The sequence below is a fragment of the Variovorax paradoxus genome, assembly GCF_009755665.1.
In the GTDB taxonomy this organism is placed as follows: Bacteria; Pseudomonadota; Gammaproteobacteria; order Burkholderiales; family Burkholderiaceae_C; genus Variovorax; species Variovorax paradoxus_G.
In genome coordinates this window covers 1,686,947-1,710,241 of sequence record NZ_CP046622.1, presented here as the reverse complement: position 1 = coordinate 1,710,241, position 23,295 = coordinate 1,686,947, and the positions used below count along the sequence as shown (strand labels likewise).

16 protein-coding genes are annotated in these 23,295 nt (G+C 67.4%); 5 read left to right on the top strand and 11 right to left on the bottom strand.

The genetic code is table 11. The features are described from left to right. Positions 1-93 precede the first annotated feature (93 nt). The 4 genes from GOQ09_RS07955 to GOQ09_RS07940 form a co-directional block, all read right to left on the bottom strand. A complete protein-coding gene (locus GOQ09_RS07955) occupies positions 94-1,083 on the bottom strand; it encodes a ZIP family metal transporter (protein ID WP_157612950.1) in 990 nt (329 codons plus the stop codon). Positions 1,084-1,188: 105 nt separating this feature from the next. Next, positions 1,189-2,088 (bottom strand): dienelactone hydrolase family protein, encoded by a 900-nt coding sequence (locus GOQ09_RS07950; RefSeq protein WP_157612949.1) that lies wholly within the window; start codon positions 2,086-2,088, stop codon positions 1,189-1,191. Positions 2,089-2,219: 131 nt separating this feature from the next. Then, positions 2,220-2,957 carry an aspartate/glutamate racemase family protein gene (locus GOQ09_RS07945; protein ID WP_157612948.1) on the bottom strand — a complete coding sequence of 246 codons (738 nt, stop codon included), beginning with the start codon at positions 2,955-2,957 and terminating at the stop codon, positions 2,220-2,222. A 114-nt stretch (positions 2,958-3,071) separates the two neighbouring features. Further along, the gene (locus GOQ09_RS07940) at positions 3,072-3,959 is read right to left on the bottom strand and encodes a transporter substrate-binding domain-containing protein (RefSeq protein WP_157612947.1); all 888 of its coding nucleotides are present in this window, start codon (positions 3,957-3,959) and stop codon (positions 3,072-3,074) included. 233 nt (positions 3,960-4,192) lie between these two features. Here GOQ09_RS07940 and GOQ09_RS07935 point away from each other — a divergent pair, with 233 nt between their 5' ends. After that, positions 4,193-5,419, top strand: coding sequence for a D-amino acid dehydrogenase (locus tag GOQ09_RS07935; protein WP_157612946.1), 1,227 nt, complete (start codon positions 4,193-4,195; stop codon positions 5,417-5,419). A 23-nt stretch (positions 5,420-5,442) separates the two neighbouring features. Here GOQ09_RS07935 and GOQ09_RS07930 read toward each other — a convergent pair whose 3' ends face one another. The 3 genes from GOQ09_RS07930 to GOQ09_RS07920 are packed head-to-tail and all read right to left on the bottom strand — an operon-like array spanning position 5,443 to position 8,603. After that, on the bottom strand, positions 5,443-6,345 hold the full coding sequence (locus tag GOQ09_RS07930) for a LysR family transcriptional regulator (protein ID WP_157612945.1): 903 nt from the start codon (positions 6,343-6,345) through the stop codon (positions 5,443-5,445). Positions 6,346-6,348: 3 nt separating this feature from the next. Then, positions 6,349-7,644 (bottom strand): M20/M25/M40 family metallo-hydrolase, encoded by a 1,296-nt coding sequence (locus GOQ09_RS07925; protein WP_157612944.1) that lies wholly within the window; start codon positions 7,642-7,644, stop codon positions 6,349-6,351. Continuing rightward, positions 7,641-8,603: a LysR family transcriptional regulator gene (locus GOQ09_RS07920; protein ID WP_157612943.1), complete on the bottom strand. Its 963-nt coding sequence runs from the start codon at positions 8,601-8,603 to the stop codon at positions 7,641-7,643. Before GOQ09_RS07920 ends, GOQ09_RS07925 begins: the two co-directional genes overlap by 4 nt. Positions 8,604-8,686: 83 nt before the next feature. On the opposite strand from GOQ09_RS07920, the gene GOQ09_RS07915 reads away from it, so the two are divergent. Further along, positions 8,687-10,234 (top strand): MFS transporter, encoded by a 1,548-nt coding sequence (locus tag GOQ09_RS07915; RefSeq protein WP_157612942.1) that lies wholly within the window; start codon positions 8,687-8,689, stop codon positions 10,232-10,234. Here GOQ09_RS07915 and polA read toward each other — a convergent pair. Beyond that, positions 10,190-13,012, bottom strand: a complete 2,823-nt coding sequence (gene polA / locus GOQ09_RS07910; RefSeq protein WP_157612941.1) for a DNA polymerase I — start codon at positions 13,010-13,012, stop codon at positions 10,190-10,192. The genes GOQ09_RS07915 and polA overlap by 45 nt on opposite strands. 97 nt (positions 13,013-13,109) lie before the next feature. Here polA and GOQ09_RS07905 point away from each other — a divergent pair, with 97 nt between their 5' ends. From GOQ09_RS07905 to GOQ09_RS07895, 3 genes are read left to right on the top strand one after another with little or no spacing between them, the layout of a single operon-like run. Then, the gene (locus GOQ09_RS07905) at positions 13,110-13,472 is read left to right on the top strand and encodes a hypothetical protein (protein WP_157612940.1); all 363 of its coding nucleotides are present in this window, start codon (positions 13,110-13,112) and stop codon (positions 13,470-13,472) included. A gap of 43 nt (positions 13,473-13,515) precedes the next feature. Further along, complete coding sequence (locus GOQ09_RS07900; RefSeq protein ID WP_157612939.1) at positions 13,516-14,562, top strand: homoserine kinase; 1,047 nt, start codon at positions 13,516-13,518, stop codon at positions 14,560-14,562. 9 nt (positions 14,563-14,571) lie between these two features. Continuing rightward, positions 14,572-15,402, top strand: coding sequence for a BPSS1780 family membrane protein (locus GOQ09_RS07895; protein ID WP_157612938.1), 831 nt, complete (start codon positions 14,572-14,574; stop codon positions 15,400-15,402). 33 nt (positions 15,403-15,435) lie between these two features. On the opposite strand, the gene GOQ09_RS07890 is transcribed toward GOQ09_RS07895, so the two are convergent. The 3 genes from GOQ09_RS07890 to GOQ09_RS07880 all read right to left on the bottom strand — a co-directional run bounded on the left by GOQ09_RS07890 (position 15,436) and on the right by GOQ09_RS07880 (position 23,286). After that, the gene (locus GOQ09_RS07890; protein WP_157612937.1) at positions 15,436-16,959 is read right to left on the bottom strand and encodes a DUF3999 domain-containing protein; all 1,524 of its coding nucleotides are present in this window, start codon (positions 16,957-16,959) and stop codon (positions 15,436-15,438) included. After that, positions 16,956-20,759, bottom strand: coding sequence for a DUF2339 domain-containing protein (locus tag GOQ09_RS07885; protein WP_157612936.1), 3,804 nt, complete (start codon positions 20,757-20,759; stop codon positions 16,956-16,958). Before GOQ09_RS07885 ends, GOQ09_RS07890 begins: the two co-directional genes overlap by 4 nt. A gap of 121 nt (positions 20,760-20,880) precedes the next feature. Next, on the bottom strand, positions 20,881-23,286 hold the full coding sequence (locus tag GOQ09_RS07880) for a UvrD-helicase domain-containing protein (protein ID WP_157612935.1): 2,406 nt from the start codon (positions 23,284-23,286) through the stop codon (positions 20,881-20,883). Positions 23,287-23,295 lie beyond the last annotated feature (9 nt).

The window sequence follows — 23,295 nt, the reverse complement described above, 5'->3', positions numbered from 1 at the left end:
GACCCCCAATGTTGCACCTCTTTCAGGTGCCGTGCGTCAATTCCCCGGAACAGCGTCGGTTTCGGAACGTATCCATCCAACCCGTGCTGTGGGTCAGTCCTTGTGCGCCGGGGCTCCTTCGCGTTCGTGCGCATGGCCGTGCTCGGCGTGGTCATGCTCCGCGTGACTGTGCTCGGCGTGGCCGTGTTCCGAGTGGCCATGATCGTGCTCGCCGTGCGCAAGCCGGCTCACGAGCGTGACCAGTGCAATGCCCACCACCAGCCACACGATCTGCGCCGCGGTCTGCCGCGCGGGCAGGCGCTTTTGCAGCTGTGGAATCAGGTCGGCCAGCGCCACGTAGACGAAACTGCTGCTGGCCAGCACCAGGAAGTAAGGCAGCCAGCCGTGCAGCTGGTCGACCAGCCACCATCCGACGATGCCGCCGAGCATGGTCATCGTGCCGGCGAGCGACACCTTGATCAACGCCGCGCGCTGGTTGGCCGAGCTCTCGCGCAGCACGACCAGGTCGCCGATGTGGTGCGGCACCTCGTGCGCGAGCACGGCAATGGCCGCCACCAGGCCAAGGCGGATGTCCGCGATGAAGGCCGACGCAATCAGGATGCCGTCGCCGAAGCAGTGCACGCTGTCGCCGGTGAGCACGGCCCAGCCGCCGCCCGCGCGAGGCGCATGGCTGTGCGAATGGCCGTGGTCGGCGTGATCATGGCCGTGGGCGTGGCCGTGCGCATGATCGTGCGCGGCGTGATCCGCCTTGTGCCCTGCGCCGACCGGCCCCTGCGCGGGGCTGCCGTGGTGATGCTCGTGCCCGTGGTGCCAGAGCTCGGCCTTGTCCAGCAGAAAGAAGAACACCAGGCCGAACAGCAGCACGCCGAACAGCAGCGTGGGCTGGATGCGGCTTTCGAAAGCCTCGGGCAACAGGTGCATGAACGCTGTGGCAAGCAGCGCCCCTGCGGCCAAGCTCAGCAGGTGCTGCGAATTCACCCCGCCCGAGCCGCTGCGCACGCCCACGCGCAAGAGCAAGGCCGCGAGCCACACGCTTCCGATGCCGGCAACCAGGGTCGCCGCGATGATCACTATCAAATTCATAGCTGCTTGCGCAATTTCGATGGGCACCGATGCCCGACAACGTTCATAAAAAGAGAAAGGCCGTCACAGGGACGGCCTTCGGCGGTGAGTGGCTACAGGCCGTCGTCAGACGACGCCATTGGCTTTGAACCAGGCCGTGGCGCGCTGCCATCCGTCATCGGCCGCGCTCTTTACGTAGCTGGGGCGGTAGTCGGCATGGAACGCGTGGCCTGCTTCGGGATACACGACGAAGCTCGAAGCCTTGGCAGCCGGGGTTCCATTTGCCAACGCTGCTTTCATCTTATCAACCGTGTCAAGCGGGATGCCCTGGTCTTTTCCGCCGTACAAACCGAGCACCGGCGCCTGCAGACTGGCCGCGACGTCGACGGGGTGCCTGGGCGCCAGTTCGCTCGGCTGCCCGACCAGGCGGCCGTACCAGGCCACGCCGGCCTTCACCTTGCCGGTGGCGGCATAGAGCCACACGATGCGGCCACCCCAGCAAAAGCCGGTGATGCCGGCCTTGGCAACGTTGCCGCCGTTGGCCGCGGCATACGCGAGCGCGCCGTCCAGGTCGGCCATGACCTGCGCATCGGGCACCTTGCTCACGATGTCGGCCTGCAGCTTGGGAATGTCGGTGTAGCCGCGCGGGTCGCCCTGGCGCGCATAGAGCTCGGGGGCAATGGCCAGGTATCCGAGCTGGGCAAAACGGCGGCAGGTGTCGGCAATGTATTCGTGCACGCCGAATATCTCCTGGATCACCAGGATCACGGGCAGCCCCGTCTTGCCGGCCGGCGCGGCCGCATAGGCGGGCACCTCGAAGCCGTTGACGGTGTACTTGATCGGCCCGGCCTTCAGGCCCTCGGCCGAGGTGCTGATGGTGGTCTGCGCCATGACCGGCATCACGGCGGCCGCATAGCCCACGCCAATGGCGGCCTTGAGTGCGGTGCGGCGCGTGGCGCCCTGCTCTGTGCTCTCGCCGGGGCGAAGCGAATCGAAATCGGAACGGCTGTCGTCGCGAAGGGACATGGGAAGGGCTCCAGTTGAATCGTCGGACAAGGGGCATGCGTGAAAACGCACGCCGCAATGTAGGCGAATTCAGAGCGGCCCGTATCTCAAGGGCTTGTATGTCGACAGGGTTGCAGTGCAGCCTAGAGTCTTCAGTCGCGATAGGCACGACGCGCCAATGCAGCCGCCAGCACCTGCGCCGGATCGACAAGGCTCAGCCCGGCAACCGCGGCCGAACCCTGCAGACCGAGCGGCACCTCGGTGCAGCCCATGATGATGGTGACCGGCCCGTGCCTTTCCGCGAGCCGTAGCGCCACCTGCGAAAAACATTCTTCGGCAAGCCGCATGTTGCCTGCCTTCACGCCGTCGAAGATGCCGCGCGTGATGATGCGGCGTTCTTCCTGCAGCGGCACCAGGCAGTCGAACCCCGCTTCGGCTAGCGCATGTTCGTAGAGGCGCACGCGATAAGTGCCTTCGGTGGCCATCAGCGCCACGTTGCCCGCGCCTTGCGCGGCAAGATGCTGTGCCACCTCGCGTGCCATGTGCAGCAGCTCCACCTGCGGAAAACGTTCCTGCAGCCGGGAATGCCAGGCGTGCGCGGTGTTGCAGGCAATGGCCACGGCCTGGCTGCCCAGTGCGGCCAGGCGCCCCAATGCCTGCAGCATCGGCTCGAGCGGCTGGTGCGCGCCGGTCTCTGCCGAGCCCAGCGCGTCGGTTCGATCGGGCACCGGAACCTGCGCCAGCCAGTGCTCGGGAAAAGACTGGTCCCGCACCGGCTCGCCGCGCGCGCGCATCTGCTGGGCGCAGGCCTGCACGAAGAGCCGGACGAAGTCCGCCCCCGCCGCAGGGCCCATGCCGCCCAGAATGCCAACTACGTTCGTCGAAGCCATGGTCTTTCTCTGTTTCAGGAATACCGCGGAACCGGCTTTGCCGGGCCGCTGGTATTGCCCCCGGAAGGGGGGTGGGCGAAGCGACACGAAGTGCGCGCAGCCCTGGGGGCGAGCTCAAGTGGCCGGTTTGTCGGAAGGCGTCTTGATGTTGTCCTTGAGCTGCTGGCTCATGGGCAAGTTCAGCGGCACGTTCTTCGGCGGAATCGGCGACATGAACCACTTGGTGTAGAGCTTCTCGAACTCGCCGCTCTTCATCAGGCCGATGAAGGTGTCGTCCACCAGCTTCTTGAAGGCCGGGTCGTCCTTGGGCAGCATGCAGGCATAGGGCTCGACCTGCAGCGCCTCGCCCACCACTTCGTAGTCGGCCGGGTTCTTGGCGTTGGCAATCAGACCGAACAGCAGGATGTCGTCCATGGCAAACGCCACGGCGCGGTCGCTTTCCACCAGCAGGAAGGCGTCGGCGTGGTCCTTGCCGAGCACGATGTCCATGTCCAGGTTCTTCTCGGTGTTGTACTTGCGCATGACCAGCGCGTTGGTGGTGCCGGTGGTGCTGGCCACCGTCTTCTTCGCCAGGTCGGCGTAGTCCTTGATCTTGGAAGACTTCTTGGTCAGCAGGCGCGTGCCGGTGTAGAAATGGTTGATGGCAAAGGCCACGTCCTTGCCGCGCGCGCTGTTGTTGGTGGTGGAGCCGCACTCCAGGTCGACCGTGCCGTTGGTGATCAGCGGAATGCGGTTCTGCGAGGTCACAGGCATCAGCTGCACCTGCAGGTTGGGCTTGTTGAGCTTTTTCTTCACCGCCTCGACCACGGCGTTGGAAAGTTCGACCGAGAACCCGATCGGCTTGTTGGGCCCGTCCAGGTAGCTGAAGGGCACCGACGACTCGCGGTAGGCGAGCGTGATCTTGCCGGACTCGGCGATCTTGGCCAGCGTGTCGGCGGCCTGGACGCCGGTGGCGGTAAGCAGCACCACGGCAGCAGCGGCCATCAATGCGGAGAGTTTCATGCGAGCCTTCTTCAGTTGGTTGAACAGAGCGGCCAGTGTAAGAAGGAGTGACACATGGCGACAATTCCAAATGAACCCTAGGCCATACCCAAAGGTTATGGGTTAGGAAGAGCGAGCATCAAGGCATGCGCTTTGGCTATGGGCCACCGCGCTTTTGGCATTTCCGGGCAGGCGTGCGCGCGCCTACATTCAGCACTCCCCTCTCTTTGCCCCCTCCTTTGGAAAGTTGCCCCATGCATGTGTGTGTGCTCGGCGCCGGCATCGTGGGCCTGGCCACCGCCTGGCAACTCGAACGCCTGGGCCATCAAGTCACGGTGATCGACCGCGCGGCCCCCGGTGCGGGCGCCAGCGGCGGAAACGGCGCGCAGCTCAGCTACTCGTATGTGCAGCCGCTGGCCGATCCGTCGATATGGAAACAGCTGCCCAAGCTGCTGCTCTCGCCTTCTTCGCCGCTCAAGCTGCGGCCGCAGCTCGACCCGCTGCAGTGGCGCTGGGGCCTGGCCTTTCTTGCGGCCTGCAATGCGCAGACCTCGCGCGACACCACGGCGCAGCTGTTGGCGCTGGCGGCGCTGAGCCGCAGCGGCTTCGAGGCCATGCAGGCCGACGTCGCCCCCGACTGCGATTTTTCCGCCACCGGCAAGCTGGTGCTCTACGCCAGCGCGGCCTCGCTTGAAGGTGCGCGCGCGCAACTCGAACTGCAGCGCGCCATGGGCAGCGACCAGCGCATTGTTTCGCCCGACGAATGCGCCGCCATCGAGCCCGCGCTCGCCGGCTATCGCGACCAGATGGCCGGCGCTGTCTACACGCCCAGCGAGTGCGCGGCCGATTGCCTGAAGGTTTGCGGCGAACTGATGCGGGTGCTCAGCGGGCGCGGCGTGCGCTTTCTGCTCGGTGCCGACGTGCACGGCTTCGCGCGCAGCGAAGGCCGCGTGGCCGCCGTGAAAACGAGTGATGGCGACGTGGAGTCCGACGCCTTCGTGATGGCGCTCGGCTCGGCCTCGCACAAGCTCGGGCGTGCGCTCGGCGCCTACCTGCCGGTGTACCCGCTCAAGGGCTACAGCATCACCGTCGAGGTCGATCCTGCGCCCGGCGCCGCGCCCAGCGTGAACGTGACCGACAGCGCACGCAAAGTGGTGTTCGCGCGCATCGGGTCGCGGCTGCGGGTGGCGGGCATGGCGGAACTCGTGGGGCACGACGCGAGCATTCCGGCCACGCGCATCGAAACCCTGGCAGCCGCAACGCGCGCGGTGTTCCCGCATGCGAGCCGGCTCGAAGAACTGCACCCGTGGACCGGCATGCGGCCCGCCACGCCGAAGGGCCTGCCGATCATCGGCCGACTTGCGAGCGCCCCACCGAACATGCTGTTCAACACCGGGCACGGCGCGTTGGGCTTCACACTGGCTTTCGGCTCCGCACGGCGGATTGCCGATGCGCTGGAGCCCGCGGAGTCATTGGCCTGAGCTTCACGGGCGGCAGGCCGCCCTCAGGCCGCCTGCTCTATCGCCTCGCGCATGCAGCGCGTAATTCCGCGGACCGCCACTGAATCGGGCCGTCCCGCAAAGCGCAGCGCGCGCACCGGTACCGGGATGTGCGGCTCCAGCGCCAGCACCTCGACCTTGCTGCTGTCGGCCGAGCGTGCCGTGCAGGCATCGACCAGCGCCACGCCCAGCCCGTGGTGGGCCATCGACAGTGCGGCGTGATAAGTCTGCACGGTGACCACCGCCTGCTGAAAGCCGACGCCGGCCTGTCGGCAGGCTTGGCTCAGGCTGGTGCCCACCGGGTCGCGGCTGTCGAGCCCGATGACGGGCCGGTCCACCAGGTCGTGCAGCGCGACCGACCCATTGCGCACCAGCGCACGCGGAAGCATGCCCTTCGGCGCGATGCACACCATCCGGGTGTCGGCGAGCGTTTCCTGGGTGAGTGAGGGATGCACCGCGGGGCTGAAGACAAAGCCCACGTCGGCTTCTTGCAGCAGCAGCGCCGACATGATCTGCGGCGAATGCAGCGATTCGACGGTGATCGAATAGCCCGGATGCTTTTCGCGAAACGCCTTGAGCGCGCGCGGCAGCACCTCGTAGCTCAGTGCGAGCACGCTGAGGATGCGCAGCTCGCCGGTGTCGCTGCCCGCGCGCAGGTTGGCGGCCAGGCGCTGCACCTCGTCAAGTTGCGCGAACAGCCGCTCGATGTGCGGATACAGCGTGAGCGCCTCGGTAGTCGGTGTCAACCGCCCCTTGGCGCGCTGGAACAGCGGAAAGCCCAGTTGCAGCTCGGCATGCTGCAGCGTGCGGCTCACCGCCGGCTGCGTGATGTTGATGAGCCGCGCCGCCGCGCTCACGCTGCCCGTGAGCATGATGGCGTTGAAGACCTCGATGTGGCGCAGCCGCATCGGTCAGTTGCCCACCTTGTTGCGCGAAAGGTCCATCACCATGCGGGTCGCAAGATAGAGCCGCGGCTCGATGGAATCGACCAGCACGTATTCGGCATCTGCCGAGTGCGCGCCAAAGCCCTGCAGGCCGAAGCGCTCGACCACCGGCGCCTTGGTCTTGAGGGCGGCAAACGCCGCGTCGGTACCGCCGCCGGCGGCCTTGTCGTCAGCGCCCAGCGGCTTGCCGATCTCGTCCTTGTAGATGCGCTGCGCGTGCGCGGCAAGCGAGCGCGAGGCGTCGGTGGCTTCGAGCGGCGGACGGCGGCGCTCGAACTTCAGCTCGACCTTGGCCTCGGGAATCAGCTGCTTCTTCACGCGCTCCTGCACCTGCTGCTCGATGCGGTCGTAGTCGCTCACCTTCAGCACGCGCACATCGGCGCTGGCGGTGGCACTCGCCGGAATCACGTTGCGGTTGCTGCCCGACTTCGAGATGGTCCAGTTCATCTTCAGGCCCGTTGCCGGGTCTGACAGGTCGCGCATCTGCAGCACCTGGTGCGAGAGTTCGTAGAGCGCGTTCACGCCCAGCTCGGGCGCAGAGCCCGCATGCGATGCCTTGCCGGTGACGTTGAGCGTGACCGATGCGATGCCCGCAGTGGCAAGCGAGAGCTTGTCTTCCTTGACCGAGGCGCCTTCGAACGACAGCACCGCGTCGTGCTCGCCGCCGAGCCGCGTGATGAGCGCGCGTGAACCGGGCGAACTGATTTCCTCGTCGCCGTTGATCAGCACGGTGAGCGTGCCATATTCCTTGAACTTGAGCGCCTGCAGCATCGCCACCGTGTGGATGATGACCGCCACGCCCTGTTTGTCGTCGGCAATGCCAAGGCCGTAGGCCTTGTCGCCTTCGACGCGGAAGGGCTGCTTGCCGAGCATGCCCACGGTGTAGACCGTGTCCATGTGCGCAATGAGCATGATCTTCTTCTTGCCCGTGCCCTTGAAGGTGGCCCGCACGGCGCGGCCCATCTTCTCGGGCGTGTCCTCCATGCGGTAGGCCTCGGCGCTGGTGTCGATGAGCTCGACCTCGCCGCCCAGCGCCTTGAGCTTGCCGGCGATGAGATCGGAGATCTTCTCCAAGCCCTCGAGATCGCGGCTGCCGGACTCGATGCCCACGAGCTGCGACAGCGAATCGAGCAGCGGCTGCTTCTGCTCGGCCGCCAGCGAGGCGATGCGCGCATCGGGTGCGGCCAGCGCGGCCTGGCAGGCTGCGGCAATCAGGAGTGCGCCACCTGCGCGGCACCAGGAACGAACGGGGAACAGGGTCATGAACGGCTTCCTTGTGTTTTTCTGGTCCGCACGGTGGACACCGGGCGGGTTCGGCATTCTTCCATGCAGGCCGGCATCGCGGCGACCAGCGCGTCGACTGCGCAGCGCGTCTTCGCGGGCATGTGCCGCGCGCGCGGCCACAGCACATGGATGGGCATGGCCGCGGCGCGGTGGTCGGTCAGCACGGGCTCGAGCTGTCCAGATTGCACGTAGCGTGCCAGCAGCCAGTTCGGCAACCAGGCGAGTCCTGCCCCTGCAATGGCCGCATCGGCCACGGCCTGAAGGTCGTTCAGCCGCGCATGCCAGGGCAGATGCACCGTGTGCGCGCGGCCCTGCGTATCGCTCAGTTCCCAGCGCTGCGACTGGCCGGGACCGCAATAGTCGATGCCCCGGTGCTGCGCCAGCGCGGTCACGTCAGCGGGCCGCCCGAAGCGCGCCAGGTAGGCCGGCGCGGCCGCCAGCCTCATGGTCTGCTCACCGAGCCGGCGGGCCACCAGCCGGTCGGTGTCGGGTAGCTCGCCAATGCGCACCGCCAGGTCGTAGCCCTCCTGCACCAGGTCCACCACGCGGTCGCTGATGGCAATGTCCACCTGCAGCTGCGGATAGCGCTCGATGAGGCCCAGCAGCGCCGGTGCCGCGTGGTGGTGTCCGAAGGCCAGTGGCAGGCTGGCGCGCAGGCGGCCGCGCGGCTCATTCCGGCCGCTTTCGAGCCCCGACTCCGCGGCCTCGAGTTCGGCTTGCGCACGCAGGCAGTGCTCGTAGTAGGCCTGCCCTTCCTCGGTCAGGCTCTGGCTGCGAGTGGTGCGCTGGAGCAGGCGCACGCCGAGCCGCGCCTCCAGCCGAGCGAGCGCCTTGCCCACGGCCGAACGCGTGAGATTCAGCCGCTCGGCCGCGAGCGTGAGGCTGCCGCTTTCGACCACCTCGAGAAAGGTCTGGATGCCATCGAAACGATCGGTCATGGCTTGGGATTGTGCCTTTTGCTTCCCGAATCTGCTGCACCGATGTCCTCAATGAAGAACCTGTTTCCCGACAAGATGACGGCATGACACCGCCTTCAACTCCTTCAACTACCAACCCGCGCCGCGATACGGCCGCGCTCACTGCCGTCTGCCTCGTCGCGCTCATGTTCGGCCTCGAGATCTCCAGCGTGCCGGTGATCCTGCCGGAACTCGAGCGCGTGCTGCACGCCGACTTTCAGGACGCGCAATGGATCATGAATGCCTACACGCTGGCCTGCACCTCGGTGCTGATGGCCGCCGGCACACTGGCCGACCGGTACGGCCGACGCCGCGTGCTGGTGGCGAGCCTCTGGCTGTTCGGGCTGGCATCGCTGGCATGCGGCTGGGCGACGAGCGCGCCGCTCCTGATTGCCGCGCGTTTCGTGCAGGGCGTGAGCGCCGGCACCATGATGATCTGCCAGTTCGCGATCCTGTCGCAGCAGTTCCGTGAACCCGCGGCACGCTCGCGCGCGTTCGCGGTCTGGGGCGTGGTTGCAGGCATCGGGCTGGGCTTTGGTCCGCTGGTGGGCGCCGCCATCGTGGCGTTGGCCGACTGGCGCTGGGTCTTCCTGGCGCACGCGCCGCTGGCGCTGCTCACGCTGGGCCTGGTGCGCGCCAGCGTGCAGGAGTCGCGCGACCCCGACGCGCACCGCCTCGACGTGGCGGGCATGCTCACGCTCACGCTTGCGGTGTTCGCGCTGGTGTACTTCATCACGCTGGGCACGGTGCAGGGCTTCGGCAACCGAGTGGGGCTGGCGCTGCTGGCCGGTGCGCTGGCGTGCCTCGCGCTGTTCGTCGCGGTCGAGCGGCGCAGCGCACACCCCATGTTCGACTTTTCGGTTTTTCGCATCCACCGCTTCAACGGCGCGATGATGGGTTCGGTGGGCATGAACTTCAGCTTCTGGCCTTTCATGATCTACCTGCCGATCTACTTCCAGTCGGCACTCGGCCATGACCTGATGCACGCCGGTTGGGCCCTGCTCGCCTACACGCTGCCCACGCTGCTGGTGCCGCCGCTGGCCGAGCGACTGGCGCTGCGCCACGGCGCCGAGCGTGTGATTCCCGGCGGCCTCGGCCTGATGGCCGCGGCCTTCCTGCTCATGGCCACGGGCAATGCACGCGGCAGCGATGCTGCGGTGATTGCCGCCTGCCTTGCGGCGGGCATCGGGCTCGGCCTCACGAACTCGCCGGTCACCAACACGAGCACCGGCGCGGTGTCGGCGGCGCGCGCGGGCATGGCCTCGGGCATCGACTTCAGCGCGCGGCTGATCACGCTCGCCTTGAACATTGCGCTGATGGGCTTCGTGCTGGTGAGCGGCATTGCGCGACACCTGGGCGAAGCCGGCCTGCACGCCGACGCCAGCGAACTGCTGCAACTGGCGCAGAGCGTGGCAGCGGGCAAGCTGGACGCCCTGCCTGGCGCCGCGGGCTCCGCGCTCGCGCAGGCCGCCCTGCGCCAGGGGTTTGGCGATGTGATGCTCTATGCCGGCATCGGCGTGGGATTGCTGGCACTCGCGAGCCACGCCTTCTTCAGGCGCGGCCGGCGCTCAGTGGGCCTTGTCCCAGTTCGGGCCGATGCCGATCTCGGCTAGCAGCGGCACCTTCAGCTCGGCCACGCTGGCCATCAGGCGCGGGATTTCGGTGCGCACCCATTCGACCTCGGCCTCGGGCACCTCGAACACCAGTTCGTCGTGCACCTGCATGATCATCCGGGTGGCGCGCTTCTCGGCGTCGAGCACATCCTGCACCTTGATCATGCTGAGCTTGATCAGGTCGGCCGCCGTGCCCTGCATGGGCGCGTTGATGGCCGCGCGCTCGGCGCCGCCGCGGCGCGGGCCGTTGGGCGAATTGATCTCGGGCAGGTACAGGCGCCGGCCGAACACGGTCTCGACATAGCCTTTCTCCTTCGCGAGCGCCTTGGTCTCGTCCATGTACGCCTTCACGCCCGGATAGCGCGCGAAGTAGCGCTCGATGTAGGAGGCCGCGGCCTTGGTCTCGATGCCCAGGTTGCGCGCCAGCCCAAAGCTGCTCATGCCGTAGATGAGACCGAAGTTGATCACCTTGGCATAGCGGCGCTGCTCGCTCGACACCTGGTCGGGCGTGGAGCCGAACACCTCCGCCGCGGTGGCGCGGTGCACGTCGATGCCTTCGCGGAACGCGCGCAGCAGCGACTCGTCGCCGCTGATGTGCGCCATGATGCGCAGCTCGATCTGCGAGTAGTCGGCGCTCGCAATCACGCTGCCGGCCGGCGCAATGAAGGCTTCGCGCACGCGGCGGCCTTCGGGCGTGCGGATCGGAATGTTCTGCAGGTTGGGATCGTTGCTCGACAGCCGCCCGGTGACGGCCACCGCCTGCGCATAGTGCGTGTGAACGCGTCCGGTGCGCGGGTTGGCCAGCTGGCCGAGCTTGTCGGTGTACGTGCCCTTGAGCTTGGACAGGCCGCGGTGCTCCAGGATCTTGGCCGGCAGCGGATAGTCCTCGGCCAGCTTCTCGAGCACTTCCTCATCCGTGCTCGGCGCGCCGCTCGGCGTCTTCTTGACCACCGGCAGACCCAGCTTGGTGAAGAAGATCTCGCCGATCTGCTTGGGCGAGCCCAAGTTGAAGGGCTGCCCGGCGATCTCGTAGGCCTCTTGCTCCAGCGCCATGATGCGCGTGCCGAGCTCATGGCTTTGCGCGGCGAGCGTGGGCGCATCGATCAGCACGCCGTTGCGCTCGACGCGGTAGAGCGCCTCGCTCGAATCCATTTCGAGCTGGTAGATGAAGCGCAGTTTTTCGTCGCGCTCGATCTGGGGCCACAGCGCCAGGTGAACGTCGAGTGTCTGGTCGCTGTCCTCGCACGAATATTCGGCGGCCTTGGCAATCTCGACCTGGCTGAACGGAATCTGGTGCGCGCCCTTGCCGCACAGGTCTTCGTACGAAATGCCGCTGCGCCCCAGGTGGCGCTCGGCCAGGCTTGCAAGCCCGTGCGGCCGGTGCGCCTCGAGCACATAGCTTTGCAGCATGGTGTCGTGCGCATAGCCCTGCACCTCGATGCCGTGGTTGGCGAACACGTGGCGGTCGTACTTGATGTGCTGGCCGAGCTTTTTCTTCTCGGGGTTTTCGAGCCACGGCTTGAGCCTGGCGAGCACTTCGTCGATTGGCAGCTGCGCGGGCGCATCGCCGTAGTTGTGCGCCAGCGGCACGTAGGCCGCCTCGCCGGGCTCCACGCTGAAGCTCACGCCCACGATCTGCGCAACCATTTCGTCGAGCGACGTGGTCTCGGTGTCGATCGCGGCCAGGTCGGCGGCCTCCAGCCTTGCGAGCCAGCTGTCGAACTGCTCCCAGGTCGTGATGGTTTCGTACTTCAGGTTGCTCGCGGGCGATGCGGCTTCTATGGCGCCCAGGTTGGACGATTCATCGAACAAACCGCCCTGGTCGGCACTCGCAGCGCCGCCGCGGGCCTGCTGCTTCTTGATATTTTCCTCGATCAGCTCCGGCGGCACTTCCATCGCTTCGAGCGACTTGACCAGGCTCTTGAAGCCGAACTTTTCGTAGAAGGGCTTGAGCTCGGCCGTTTGCGGCGCACCCACGGGCAGCCCTTCGAGCGAAGGCAGGCCGGTCACATGCCCGGCCAGGTCGCAATCGGTACGAATGGTGACCAGCTGTCGGCTCAGCGGCAGCTTGTCCAAGGCCTTGCGGAGGTTCTCGCCGGCCTGGCCCTTCACCTCGGCGGCGCGCTGGATCAACGCATCGAGCGAGCCGTATTCCAGCAGCCATTTGGCAGCCGTCTTCGGGCCGACCTTCTCGACGCCTGGAACGTTGTCGACCGCATCGCCCACCAGCGTCTGGTAGTCGATCATCAAATTGGGCGGCACGCCGAACTCGGCCGTGACGCCGGCCACGTCGCGCTTCTTGCCGTTCATCGTATCGATGATGGTGATGTGCTCGTCCACCAGTTGGCTCAGGTCCTTGTCGCCGCTGGACACGATCACTTCCACGCCCTGCGCCGCGGCCGTCTTGGCGAGCGTGCCGATCACGTCGTCGGCCTCGATATCGGGCACGCAGAGCACGGGCCATCCCATGAGCTTCACCACTTGGTGGATGGGGTCGATCTGGCTGCGCAGGTCGTCGGGCATCGGCGAGCGGTTGGCCTTGTATTCGGGATACAGGTCGTCGCGAAACGTCTTGCCGGGCGCGTCGAAGATGCAGGCCGCGTAGTCGGCGCGAACCTCGCGGCGCAGCGCCGTCATCATGTTGATCATTCCGCGGATGGCGCCGGTGGCCGGGCTCTTCGGGTCGCCGGGCACGGCCCGCAGATCGGGCATGGCGTGGAAGGCGCGGTAGAGATAGCTCGAGCCATCGACGAGCAGCAGCGTTTTCTTGTCGGTCATCAGGCCATTTTGCCGTGCCCGGCGCGGCGCCCTGAACCACGGCGGCGTACGCCGCCGACCGACACCTCGAAAGCGGCGCCAAGCCTACAATCCTTGCATGCCTAGCCCCACACTCCTGGTCGCCCGCCGCATTCTGCTGGCGCTGGCCTTCGCCGCTCCTTTTGCCGCCGCTCAGGCGCAGTCCGCACCCGGCCGGGCGCCTGCACCGGCCGAGCCGCTACAAAATCAGGAGCAACCCGACGGCCGACGCAACCAGAAGGTCGAGCACATCCACACCGAAGACAGTGGCGCTTCGGTCGACGAAGTCCGCTATGGCGGCCGCACGCAGAGCATCAACGTGAAGCCCAAGGCCAACGTGCCCGGCTATGAAGTGCTGCCCAACGACGCAGGCAGCGCACGCCCGGGCTCGGCCGACTCGAACGGCAACGGCCCGCGCGTCTGGAACGTGATGAAGTTCTGACCGTGCTGCGCGTTCAATCGTCAGCGCGACGCTGAGCACCGCCATGGCAGTTTTTACCGAAGTCGAATTCGGCGAGGCAGACGCGCTCGTGCAACGCCTGGGCCTGGGCCCGCTGCGCGAGCTGCGCGGCATCGAGGGCGGCATCGAGAACACCAACTACTTCGCCACCACCGAAACCGGCGAGTTCGTGCTCACGCTGTTCGAGCGCCTCAGCGCCGAGCAGCTCCCCTACTACCTGTGTCTCATGAAGCACCTGGCGGGCCGCGGCCTGCCGGTGCCGGAGCCCGTGGCCGACCCGGCCATCGCGCCGCCGTCGGGCCATGCGCTGACGATTGCGGCGAATGCCCCTTGCGAACTGCTGCTCAAGGTGACGGGCAAGCCGGCCGCGCTGGTGCAACGGCTCTCGGGCCGCAGCGAACTGGCGCCGGGCACCGCGCATTGCGCCCAGCTGGGCGAAATGCTGGCGCGCATGCACCTGGCCGCGCGCGACTTTCCGCGCATCCAGCCGAACCTGCGCGGCCTGGCGTGGTGGAACGAGACCGTTCCGGTGGTGCTGCCCTACATCGACGAGTCGCAAGCCGCGCTGCTGCGCGCCGAACTGGCCTACCAGAACCATGTGGCCGAAACATCGGCCTATGCCGCACTGCCGCGCGGACCGGTGCATGCCGACATGTTCCGCGACAACGTGATGTTCGCAACCGGCGAAGACGCCGCCGCGGCGCCGCGCCTGACCGGCGTGTTCGACTTCTACTTTGCGGGCACCGACACCTGGCTGTTCGACCTGGCCGTGTGCCTGAACGACTGGGCCATCGACCTGCCTACCGGCGAACACGACGCCGAACGCGCGGACTCGCTGCTGTCCGCCTACGAAACCGTGCGCCCGCTGAATGCCTCCGAGCGCGCCCTGCTGCCGGCCATGCTGCGCGCCGCGGCGCTGCGCTTCTGGATTTCTCGGCTCTGGGACTTTCATCTTCCGCGCGAGGCCAGCATGCTGAAGCCGCACGATCCGGCGCACTTCGAGCGCGTGCTGCGCGGGCGCGCCTCCCATCCGCATGCCATGGCGCAGTCGCTCGAGCCGCTGGCCGCCTGACTCTTAAAAATGAAACTCAACCTCGTGCCGGCGCGAACCGGCGCTACGTGGGTCCGCCTCGGACTCAAGACCTTCTGGCGGCAGCCGCTCGCCTTCATTTCGCTGTTCTTCCTGCTGATGGCGCTGATCTCGACGGTGTCGCTGCTGCCGCTGCTCGGCAGCGTGCTGGCGCCGGTGCTGCTGCCCTTCATGACGCTGGGGCTGATGGTCGCCACGTCGATCGCCTACACCGACAACGCCGAGGGCATCGGCACCGCCGGCCACGCGCAGCGCCCTACCGGCTCCGCCATGTTCGTTGCGGTGATTGCCGCCATGCGCACCGAGTGGCGCTCGCTGGTCAAGCTGGGCGTGATCTCCGCGGTGTACTTCGTGTTCGCGGTGCTGCTGACGTCGTTCATCGACGGCGGCCAGCTGGCCAAGGCCTACCTGCTCGACGAAGCGCTGACGCCCGAGATCATGGCGAGCAGCGACTTCCAGGTGGCGCGCATGTTCCTGATGTGCCTGAACCTGCCGCTGTCGCTGGCCATGTGGCATGCGCCCGCGCTCGTGCACTGGCATCGCGTGGAGCCGGTGAAGAGCATCTTCTTCAGCGTGGTGGCGGTGTTTCGCAACTTTGGCGCCTATGCGCTGTTCGGCCTTGCATGGCTCGGCGTGTTCCTGCTGGCGGGCATCGGCATGGGCCTGGTTGCCACGGTGCTGATCGGTGTCGGTTCGGTGGGCGGAGGCGGCGCCGCCGCGGCCATCGGCAATGTGCTGATCGTGGGCTCGGCCCTGGTGCTCGCAGCCATGTCGATGAGCTCGACCTGGTTCACCTTCCGCGACAGCTTCGACCCGAACTGAAGCGAGCTCCCGGCCCGCGGGCCGGAGTCTTCATCAACCGGCCGGGGTCCGGTCCTTGCGCAGGCTGGCGAAAAGCGACCACGCCATGCCGGCCAGCAGCAGGAAGCCGACGCCTAGCGCTCCCCACAGCCACCACTTGCGCGAGGGATCCGGCTGCGTGGGCACCGGCAACTGCGCCGTTGCTGCCACCACGGCATCGACAGCCGCCACCAGCGGAGGCGGCAATGCGACGGTGGCCTGGTCTGCCGACACGGGCTTGTTCGGGTTGTAGCCCGGCACGAGCGTGGCCAGCGCCAGGGCCGCGCCCGGCGCGCTGCCCTGCACCGCGTTCTTTTCGGGCGCCGTACTCCACGTGAGCGAGAACGGCGCGGCGCCTTGCGCCAGGAACACCAGCGTACGCGGCGTGCCGGCCACCGAAATCGTCGGGGGCGTTGCGCCCAGCAGGCTCACCGGGCCCGAGGTGCGAAGCCGCAGGTGCGAATAGCTCGTGCCGTCGAGCGCCAGCAGCGGCGAGCGCGCTTCGCCGCCCGCTTGCGCGAGGCGATACACCACGGTGTCGAGCAGCGGCACTTCGCCCTGCGTGCCCGAAGAAGACGAAGGCGGCCGGCGCTGCTGGTGCCGCAAGGCGTACAGCGGGTTGCGCGGCACGCGCGGCGGCTCGGAGGCAACCGACGGAACGGCAGCAGGCAAGCCTGAAATCCCGACCTGCGCCAGCGTGTTGACGTCGGCCAGGTCGATGCGCACGCTTTCGACCGGAACGCCGCGCGGCAGCGGGTAGTCGCAATGGTCGGCGCCGCAGCGCTCCGGCCTCAGCGCGCCCGACCATTCGAGCGGCGCGACGGGTTCGACCTCTTGCACGCTGTCGATCGCCACGCTGGTCAGCGGCGCGCCGTTCTTCGGGTCGCTCCAGCGCAGCCGCAGGAAACGCGCCTGCACGTTGTCCAGGTCGACCGCCAGTCGCTCGATGGTCTGGCCGCCGTGGGCCAGCCGCACCAGCTGCTCTTCGCTACCGAGCGGCCGCCAGTTCCGCAGGTCGTCGCTGGCCTCGAGCCTGAATGCGAACAGGCCGCGCGCCTCGGGCGCCATTTCGAAGCGCGCCTGCAGCAGGCTGCCCTTGAGTTGGCTCGCATCGATGAGCCATTGCGCGGCGTCGTCTTGCTTGCGCGCCGGCTTGCGGGCGAGCGCCAGGGAGCCGTCGGGACGCACCTTGAAGCTCAACGACGCGTCTTCAGACGCATCGGCGGCGCTTGCGGGCAGCGCGAAGATAGGCACCTCTTTGGATGCCAGCCGAGGCTCCGCCGCCTCGTTGCGCAGCCATGCGTAGGGCACCGCGTTGCCGGCTGCATTGCGCACCCGCAGGTCGCGCAGATCGCCGTATGCGGCGTGGGCATGAATGCCGAGCGGCAGCGCGAGCCGGTAGTACGGCCCGCTGCCTTGCAAGGCAATGGGCGCTGTGGCGGGAGGCTGCGCCCAGGCAGCACCGAACCCGGCCATTGCCAACGCCACGGCCAGACCAATTCGCACCACATGGCGCGAGGGCTTCGCACTTGTCTTCATGCTGCACCTCCTTCGGCCAACACATCTTTCTCCATTTCGTTTTTCTTCGGCGGCACCGGGGCGAAATAACCTACAAGCAGCAGCAATGCACCCACCGCGATGAATGACACGATGCGGAACAAGCCGCCCCTGTCCGCCAGCTCGACAAAGAACAATTTCAGCACCACAACGCCCAGCAGCGCGGCGCCGCCGACCCACAGCGTGCGCACGCCGCGCGAGTGGCCGAGCACCATCGCGATCACGCCGCAGATCGCCCAGGTGATCGAAAGCGCCGCCTGCGTGAGCCACGATGCATAGAGCGCATCGAAGCGCCATTCGACGCCCGCATAGTGATGACAACTGCGAAGCACCGCGCCGGTCAGCAGCGCCAGGCCGGTAACGCCGAGCACGCCCTTGGCCACCATCGGCTGCACGCGCGCGAACGACCCTTGCGGCAAGGCGCGCCACCAGAGCACCAGCGCAAACAGCACCAGCCACTGCGCCAGTTCCAGCGGATTCAGCAGCGGCACATAGGGCAGAGGCGCGGCATTGCCCGGGCTCGTGCCGTTGGTCACCCACACCCATGCGAGCAGGTAAGCCGCCACCGGCATTGCCGCAACCTCGAGGTATGCGGCGCGGTAATCGGCCAGCGGCCAGCGTTGCAGCAGCGCGCGGGAGCGCAGCAGCCACAACGCAACCGCGGGCACCACGGCCCAGCCCAGCAGCTGCCAGCTAGACCACTCCGCGCCGATGCGCCCCAGCTGCCATTGGCACTCGCGCGCCGCCAGCAGCAGGAAGAACCAGAAACCCGCCACGTGGAAAGGCGCAAGCGCCGCCGGAGCAAGCCAGCGTTTTTGCGCATGCAGCAGCCGCAGGTGCCACAGCAGCGCCAGCGGCCAGGCCACCCAGCCCAGCGCGCTCGAAGGCACGTAGACCAGCGGCGCAGCCAAGGCAACACCGTAGGCGGCAATCAGCGCGAAGCCCGGCAACGTGGCCAGCGTCGCGCGGCCCAGTTGCGGCCAGCCGCGCCGGTGCGCCACCACGGCCGACAGGGCCGAGGTGACGAGCACGATGGCGAGAGCAGCCGCGGCCACATGGCCGGCCATGGCGTTGCGCTGCAGCACCGCGGCGGTTTCGGCAAACCAGCCGAAAAGCCACCAGCCCAGCCCCCAGATCACCGGTGCCCACAGCGCGGCCGGGTTGGCGCACCAGTCGTTGATCCAGCGCGTGCGCTTGGCGGTGGTGGTGCCTTCGGTGGCGCGCCGCCATGCCTCGTCGCTCATCCACGCGCCGGCCAGCAAGGCCGCGAGCCCCAGCACCACCGGTGTCCAGAAGCCCAGGTGCGCGAAGGCCGCGAGCGGGGTATTGCCGTGGAAGGTCCAGATCTGCCCGAAGACGTACAGCAGCGCCGAGACGACCTGCAGCACACCGGCCAACGCGGCGAGCGGCTTGTGCGCAATGCGTAGCGCCACCCAAAGGACGACCGTGGCCGTGAGCGGCCACAGCAGAGCGGCCTGCGCCAGGCTCACCTGGAACAGCATCGCAAGATGCAGCAGGCCTACGCCGGCGATCACCGCGACGGCATTGCCGATCGACCACACCGGCTGGATGCCGCGTGCCAATGCGGCGCGGTGCGCCTGCAGCATCGACCATGCGGCGCTGCCGAGCAGGCTGAGCGCAATGAGGCTTGCCGCCACCGCGCCTTGCCAGCCGCTTGCGAGCACCTGGTCGGCGCTGCCGCGCACGTCGGCCGCGCGATGCAGGGTGGCGATGAAGCCGGCCACCGCCAGCGCCTGCATGCCGTAGGTCACGAAAGACAGCGGCCGCAGCTTGAAGCGCACCGCCACCGCAAAGGCGGCGGAAGCGAGCAAGGCCGTTGCAGCAGCAGCCCATGGCGGCGTGAACCACTGCCACAGCAGCAGGGTGAGCGCGCCCATGCCGAGCCACGGCAAGGCGGTGCCCACCAGCGCTTCCCAGCCGTTGCCCTCGTCGAGCTTGGCACGCCGATGAATGGCCCACATCGCGAACGCACTCACTGCCACCAGCATCGGCCCGATCACCGAGCCCTGCAGCAGCGGATGCCCCGGCGCCGCATCGAGTTGCGTGGCTTCGAGCAGCTTCCACACCGCACCGGCGAACACCAGGAACGAGAACGCCCGCGCATACACGCGCCCCTGCCGCGCGCCCAGCCAGTACATGCCGGCCGCTTCGACGGCCCAGGCTGCGCCCGTCCACCGGCCCTCGAGGCCGAGCGGAATGGCCAGCGTGCCGAAGATCACGCCCACGATGGCGTAGGCCTCCGCAAGCAGCGCCAGGCCCTTGGGCTGCGTGGCAAACACCAGCCGGCCCAGCACCAGGTAGAAGGCCGAGATCGCCATGGCCGAGAAGGCGGCGCCGTATTCCCACGGCTGCATGAGCAGGTACTGCATGCCGAACGCGACCATCGGCGTGCCGAACACCAGCGAGCTGTCGACGCGCCCCGCGCGGCGCAGCGTGTCGAGCGCGCGGGTGGCCAGGGGCTGTGCGGGCTGCACGGGTGCGTCGAACAGCGTACGGCGCGCGAACAGCAGGCCCACCGCGACGAACATCAGGAAGAACACCAGCAGGAAGGGCTGCACGATGCCGTACTGGTCGTCTGTGTAGTATTTGTGCGCCCAGCCCGCGGCCAGCGTGAAGGTGCCGACAAAACCGATCAGGTTCAGCACCCGCCAGGCCTTGAACCAGGCGATCAGCACGATGCCGACGTCGAGCACCAGCAGGTAGGTGAAGAGCCCCACGGGCCGGTTCTGCCCCGTGGAGGCAAGCACCGGCGCCGCAAAGCCCTCGAGCGCCGCAACAATGGCCAGCACCGGTGCGTTCTGCAGCACCGCCAGCACCGCGCTGAGCGCCGCCACGCCGAACAGGAAGGCGAAGCCGGCGGTCGGTGGCAGCAGCTCGTGCACCTTCATGGCCGCGAGCGTGGTGAGATAGAAGACGCCGATGCCCGCGCCTTGCAGGATCAACGCATAGCTGGCGCGCTTGCGGCGCAGGAACCAGCCCAGGGCGAGCAGGCCCGCGCCCACCAGCGCGACGGCCGCATAGCGCAGTTCGACAGGCACCGTCACGCGCTCGGCCGTGTAGCGCAGCAAGAAGGCGAGCCCCAGAAACAGGATGAGCACGCCGAGCTTCACCAGCATGTTGCCGCCGAAGATCAGGTTGGCGATGGGTGCGGGCAAGCGGTCGCGCAGCGGAATTGCGGGCGGAGGCGGTGGTGGTGGCAGGCGCCGCGGCGCTGGCACGGCAACCGGCGGCTTGACTGGTGCCGGTGCAGGGATTGGCTCGGCGGCCGCGGGCGACGTGGCCGGCATCGAGGCACGCGCTGCGGCGGCTGCGGCTGCGGCCGCCTGGGCAGGCCGCGCGATCGGGTTCGGCGTGGCAGGCGTGATCGGCTCGGCCGGCGCGGCTTGGGAAGCCGGCTGCGCCACCAGCGTCGCGGGAGCAACTGCTTCCGCTATGGGTTGTTCATCGGCAGGCGCCGCCTCGCCAGCGCCCTGCGTGAGCCGCCGCTCGAGCATGCTCACGCGCTGTTCGAGCTCGGTCACGCGCTGCTGCAGCTTCAGCATGCCGCCTGCGGGGGCAGTCGATGCGGCGGTGCCGGACGCCGAGGCAATGCCGGCAGGCTGCGCGCGCTCGGCCTCAGTGCGCTCAGGCTCGGCGGTGCTCTTCTTGCCGACGATTTTCGGCAATGCGAACGCGCCGACAACCGCCAATATCAGCGCAGCTGGAACCGACTCGGCCAAGGCCCCTATGAAAAGGCCGGCAATCATGCCAATGAACCACATCCTCAGCTCCCCTTGTTTTGGCGAGCATGGAGTGTACGGCGATTGCTTCGCTAGAAACCGCCGCAAACGCCCGTGGCTATTGCAAGGTCAGCTATTTGTTTAATAGCAAACCTGGCGGCGCTTACACCGGCGTGAGCTTGGCCACCGACAGCGCGAGCCACTTCACGCCATGCCGCGTGAACTTGACCTGTGCCCGCGCGTCGTCGCCCGTGCCTTCGAGCGACAGCACCGTGCCTTCGCCGAACTTGTTGTGGAACACCTGCATGCCCGACCGCAGGCCGTGCGAGGGTGCTGTTTTCTGCGGCGGCACCGGCGGGCTTGCGAACGTGTCCTTGTTGCCGCCGTAGCTGCTGCCGCTGCTGTAGCTGCCGCCACCGCCGCGGGTGCTCGCATAGCCGCCGCCGTAGCCGAATGCCGATGGCGTGAACGCCTGGTTCTTGGGCGTGAGCCACTTGAGCGCGCCTTCGGGCAGCTCTTCGAAGAAGCGGCTCTTCACGTTGTAGCGCGTCTGGCCGTGGAGCATGCGGGTTTGCGAGTGGCTCAAGTACAGGCGCTTGCGCGCGCGGGTGATGGCCACGTACATCAGGCGGCGCTCTTCCTCGAGGCTTTCGAAGTCGCTCATGGAGTTTTCGTGCGGGAACAGGCCCTCTTCCATGCCGGTGATGAACACGCAGTCGAACTCCAGCCCCTTGGCCGCGTGAACGGTCATCAGCTGCACGGCGTCCTGCCCGGCCTGCGCCTGGTTGTCGCCCGATTCGAGCGCCGCATGCGTGAGGAACGCGGCCAGCGGGCTCAGCGTTTCGCCGGTTTCGGCGTCGGGCGCGAGCGGCTCGTCGACCACGGGGCGGGTCAGGTCGATGCCCTGGCTGGCGGGCGACTGCCGCAACTCGTCGACGGGCAGTGCCACCGCATCTCGGCCGAAGCCTTCCTGCGTGACGAAGCTTTCGGCCGCGTTCACCAGTTCTTCCAGATTCTCGATGCGGTCGGCGCCTTCGCGGTCGGCCTTGTAGTGTTCGACAAGTCCGCTGTGGTCGAGCACCAGCTCGATGATCTCGCGCAGGCTGACGCCCTGCGTCTGCTCGCGCAGCACGTCGATCTTGGCCACAAAGGCCGTGAGGTTCGAGCCCGCCTTGCCGCCCACGGCATGCACCGCATCGTGCAGCGAGCGCCCCGCCGTTCGCGCCGCGTCCTGCAGCTGCTCGAGCGTGCGCGCGCCGATGCCGCGCGGCGGAAAGTTGACCACGCGCAGGAAGCTGGTGTCGTCGTCCTTGTTCTCGAGCAGCCGCAAATAGGCCAGCGCGTGCTTGATTTCGGCCCGCTCGAAGAAGCGCAGGCCGCCGTACACGCGGTACGGCACCGAGGCGTTGAAGAGCGCCGTTTCGATCACCCGGCTCTGCGCATTGCTGCGGTAGAGCACGGCCATTTCCTTGCGGTCGAAGCCGTCGCGCACGAGCTGGCGCATTTCCTCGACCATCCACTGCGCCTCGGCCAGGTCGGTGGGCGATTCATACACGCGCACCGGCTCGCCCGGGCCCTGGTCAGTGCGCAGGTTCTTGCCCAGGCGCTTCTTGTTGTGGCTGATGAGCTCGTTGGCCGAATCGAGAATGTTGCTGTAGCTGCGGTAGTTCTGCTCCAGCTTGATCTGGTGCTGCACATCGAACTCGCGCACAAAGTCGGCCATGTTGCCCACGCGCGCGCCGCGAAAGGCATAGATGCTCTGGTCGTCGTCGCCCACGGCAATCACGCTGTTCTGGCCCGGCGTGAACTGGCCCGCCACCGTGTTGCCCGAGAGCATCTTGATCCACGCGTACTGAAGCCGATTGGTATCCTGGAACTCGTCGATCAGGATGTGGCGAAAGCGGCGTTGGTAGTGCTCGCGCACCGGGTCGTTGTCGCGCAGCAGTTCGTAGCTGCGCAGCATGAGCTCCCCGAAATCGACCACGCCTTCGCGTTGGCACTGTTCTTCGTAGAGCTGGTACAGCTCGACCTTCTTGCGATCGTCGTCGCTGCGGATCTCCACGTCGCGCGGGCGCAGCCCGTCTTCCTTGGCGCCCGCGATGAACCACTGCGTCTGCTTGGCCGGAAAACGCTCGTCGTCCACGTTGAACTGCTTCATCAGCCGCTTGATGGCCGAAAGCTGGTCTTGCGTGTCGAGAATCTGAAAGGTGGAAGGCAGGTTGGCCAGCTTCCAGTGCGCGCGCAAGAGGCGGTTGCACAGGCCGTGGAAAGTGCCGATCCACATGCCCCGCACATTCACGGGCAGCATGGCCGTGAGCCGCGTCATCATCTCCTTGGCGGCCTTGTTGGTGAAGGTCACGGCAAGGATGCCGCCGGCGGAAACCTGGCCGGTCTGCAGCAGCCAGGCGATGCGGGTGGTCAGCACCCGGGTCTTGCCCGAGCCGGCACCGGCAAGAATGAGGGCATTGCCCGCGGGAAGGGTGACCGCGGCGCGCTGCTCCGGGTTCAGGTTCTGCAACAACGGCAGTTCCAGGGGGTTGGCATCAGCCGCAGGTTCGTTAAACAACATCCGTCGATT

Coding starts and splice junctions, on each gene's coding strand:
- GOQ09_RS07945 (WP_157612948.1), bottom strand. CDS start 2,957: ATGGCTTCGACGAACGTAGTTGGCATTCTGGGCGGCATGGGCCCTGCG.
- GOQ09_RS07955 (WP_157612950.1), bottom strand. CDS start 1,083: ATGAATTTGATAGTGATCATCGCGGCGACCCTGGTTGCCGGCATCGGA.
- GOQ09_RS07895 (WP_157612938.1), top strand. CDS start 14,572: ATGAAACTCAACCTCGTGCCGGCGCGAACCGGCGCTACGTGGGTCCGC.
- GOQ09_RS07880 (WP_157612935.1), bottom strand. CDS start 23,286: ATGTTGTTTAACGAACCTGCGGCTGATGCCAACCCCCTGGAACTGCCG.
- GOQ09_RS07940 (WP_157612947.1), bottom strand. CDS start 3,959: ATGAAACTCTCCGCATTGATGGCCGCTGCTGCCGTGGTGCTGCTTACC.
- GOQ09_RS07950 (WP_157612949.1), bottom strand. CDS start 2,088: ATGTCCCTTCGCGACGACAGCCGTTCCGATTTCGATTCGCTTCGCCCC.
- polA (WP_157612941.1), bottom strand. CDS start 13,012: ATGACCGACAAGAAAACGCTGCTGCTCGTCGATGGCTCGAGCTATCTC.
- GOQ09_RS07920 (WP_157612943.1), bottom strand. CDS start 8,603: ATGACCGATCGTTTCGATGGCATCCAGACCTTTCTCGAGGTGGTCGAA.
- GOQ09_RS07900 (WP_157612939.1), top strand. CDS start 13,516: ATGGCAGTTTTTACCGAAGTCGAATTCGGCGAGGCAGACGCGCTCGTG.
- GOQ09_RS07930 (WP_157612945.1), bottom strand. CDS start 6,345: ATGCGGCTGCGCCACATCGAGGTCTTCAACGCCATCATGCTCACGGGC.
- GOQ09_RS07890 (WP_157612937.1), bottom strand. CDS start 16,959: ATGAAGACAAGTGCGAAGCCCTCGCGCCATGTGGTGCGAATTGGTCTG.
- GOQ09_RS07925 (WP_157612944.1), bottom strand. CDS start 7,644: ATGACCCTGTTCCCCGTTCGTTCCTGGTGCCGCGCAGGTGGCGCACTC.
- GOQ09_RS07915 (WP_157612942.1), top strand. CDS start 8,687: ATGACACCGCCTTCAACTCCTTCAACTACCAACCCGCGCCGCGATACG.
- GOQ09_RS07935 (WP_157612946.1), top strand. CDS start 4,193: ATGCATGTGTGTGTGCTCGGCGCCGGCATCGTGGGCCTGGCCACCGCC.
- GOQ09_RS07885 (WP_157612936.1), bottom strand. CDS start 20,759: ATGTGGTTCATTGGCATGATTGCCGGCCTTTTCATAGGGGCCTTGGCC.
- GOQ09_RS07905 (WP_157612940.1), top strand. CDS start 13,110: ATGCCTAGCCCCACACTCCTGGTCGCCCGCCGCATTCTGCTGGCGCTG.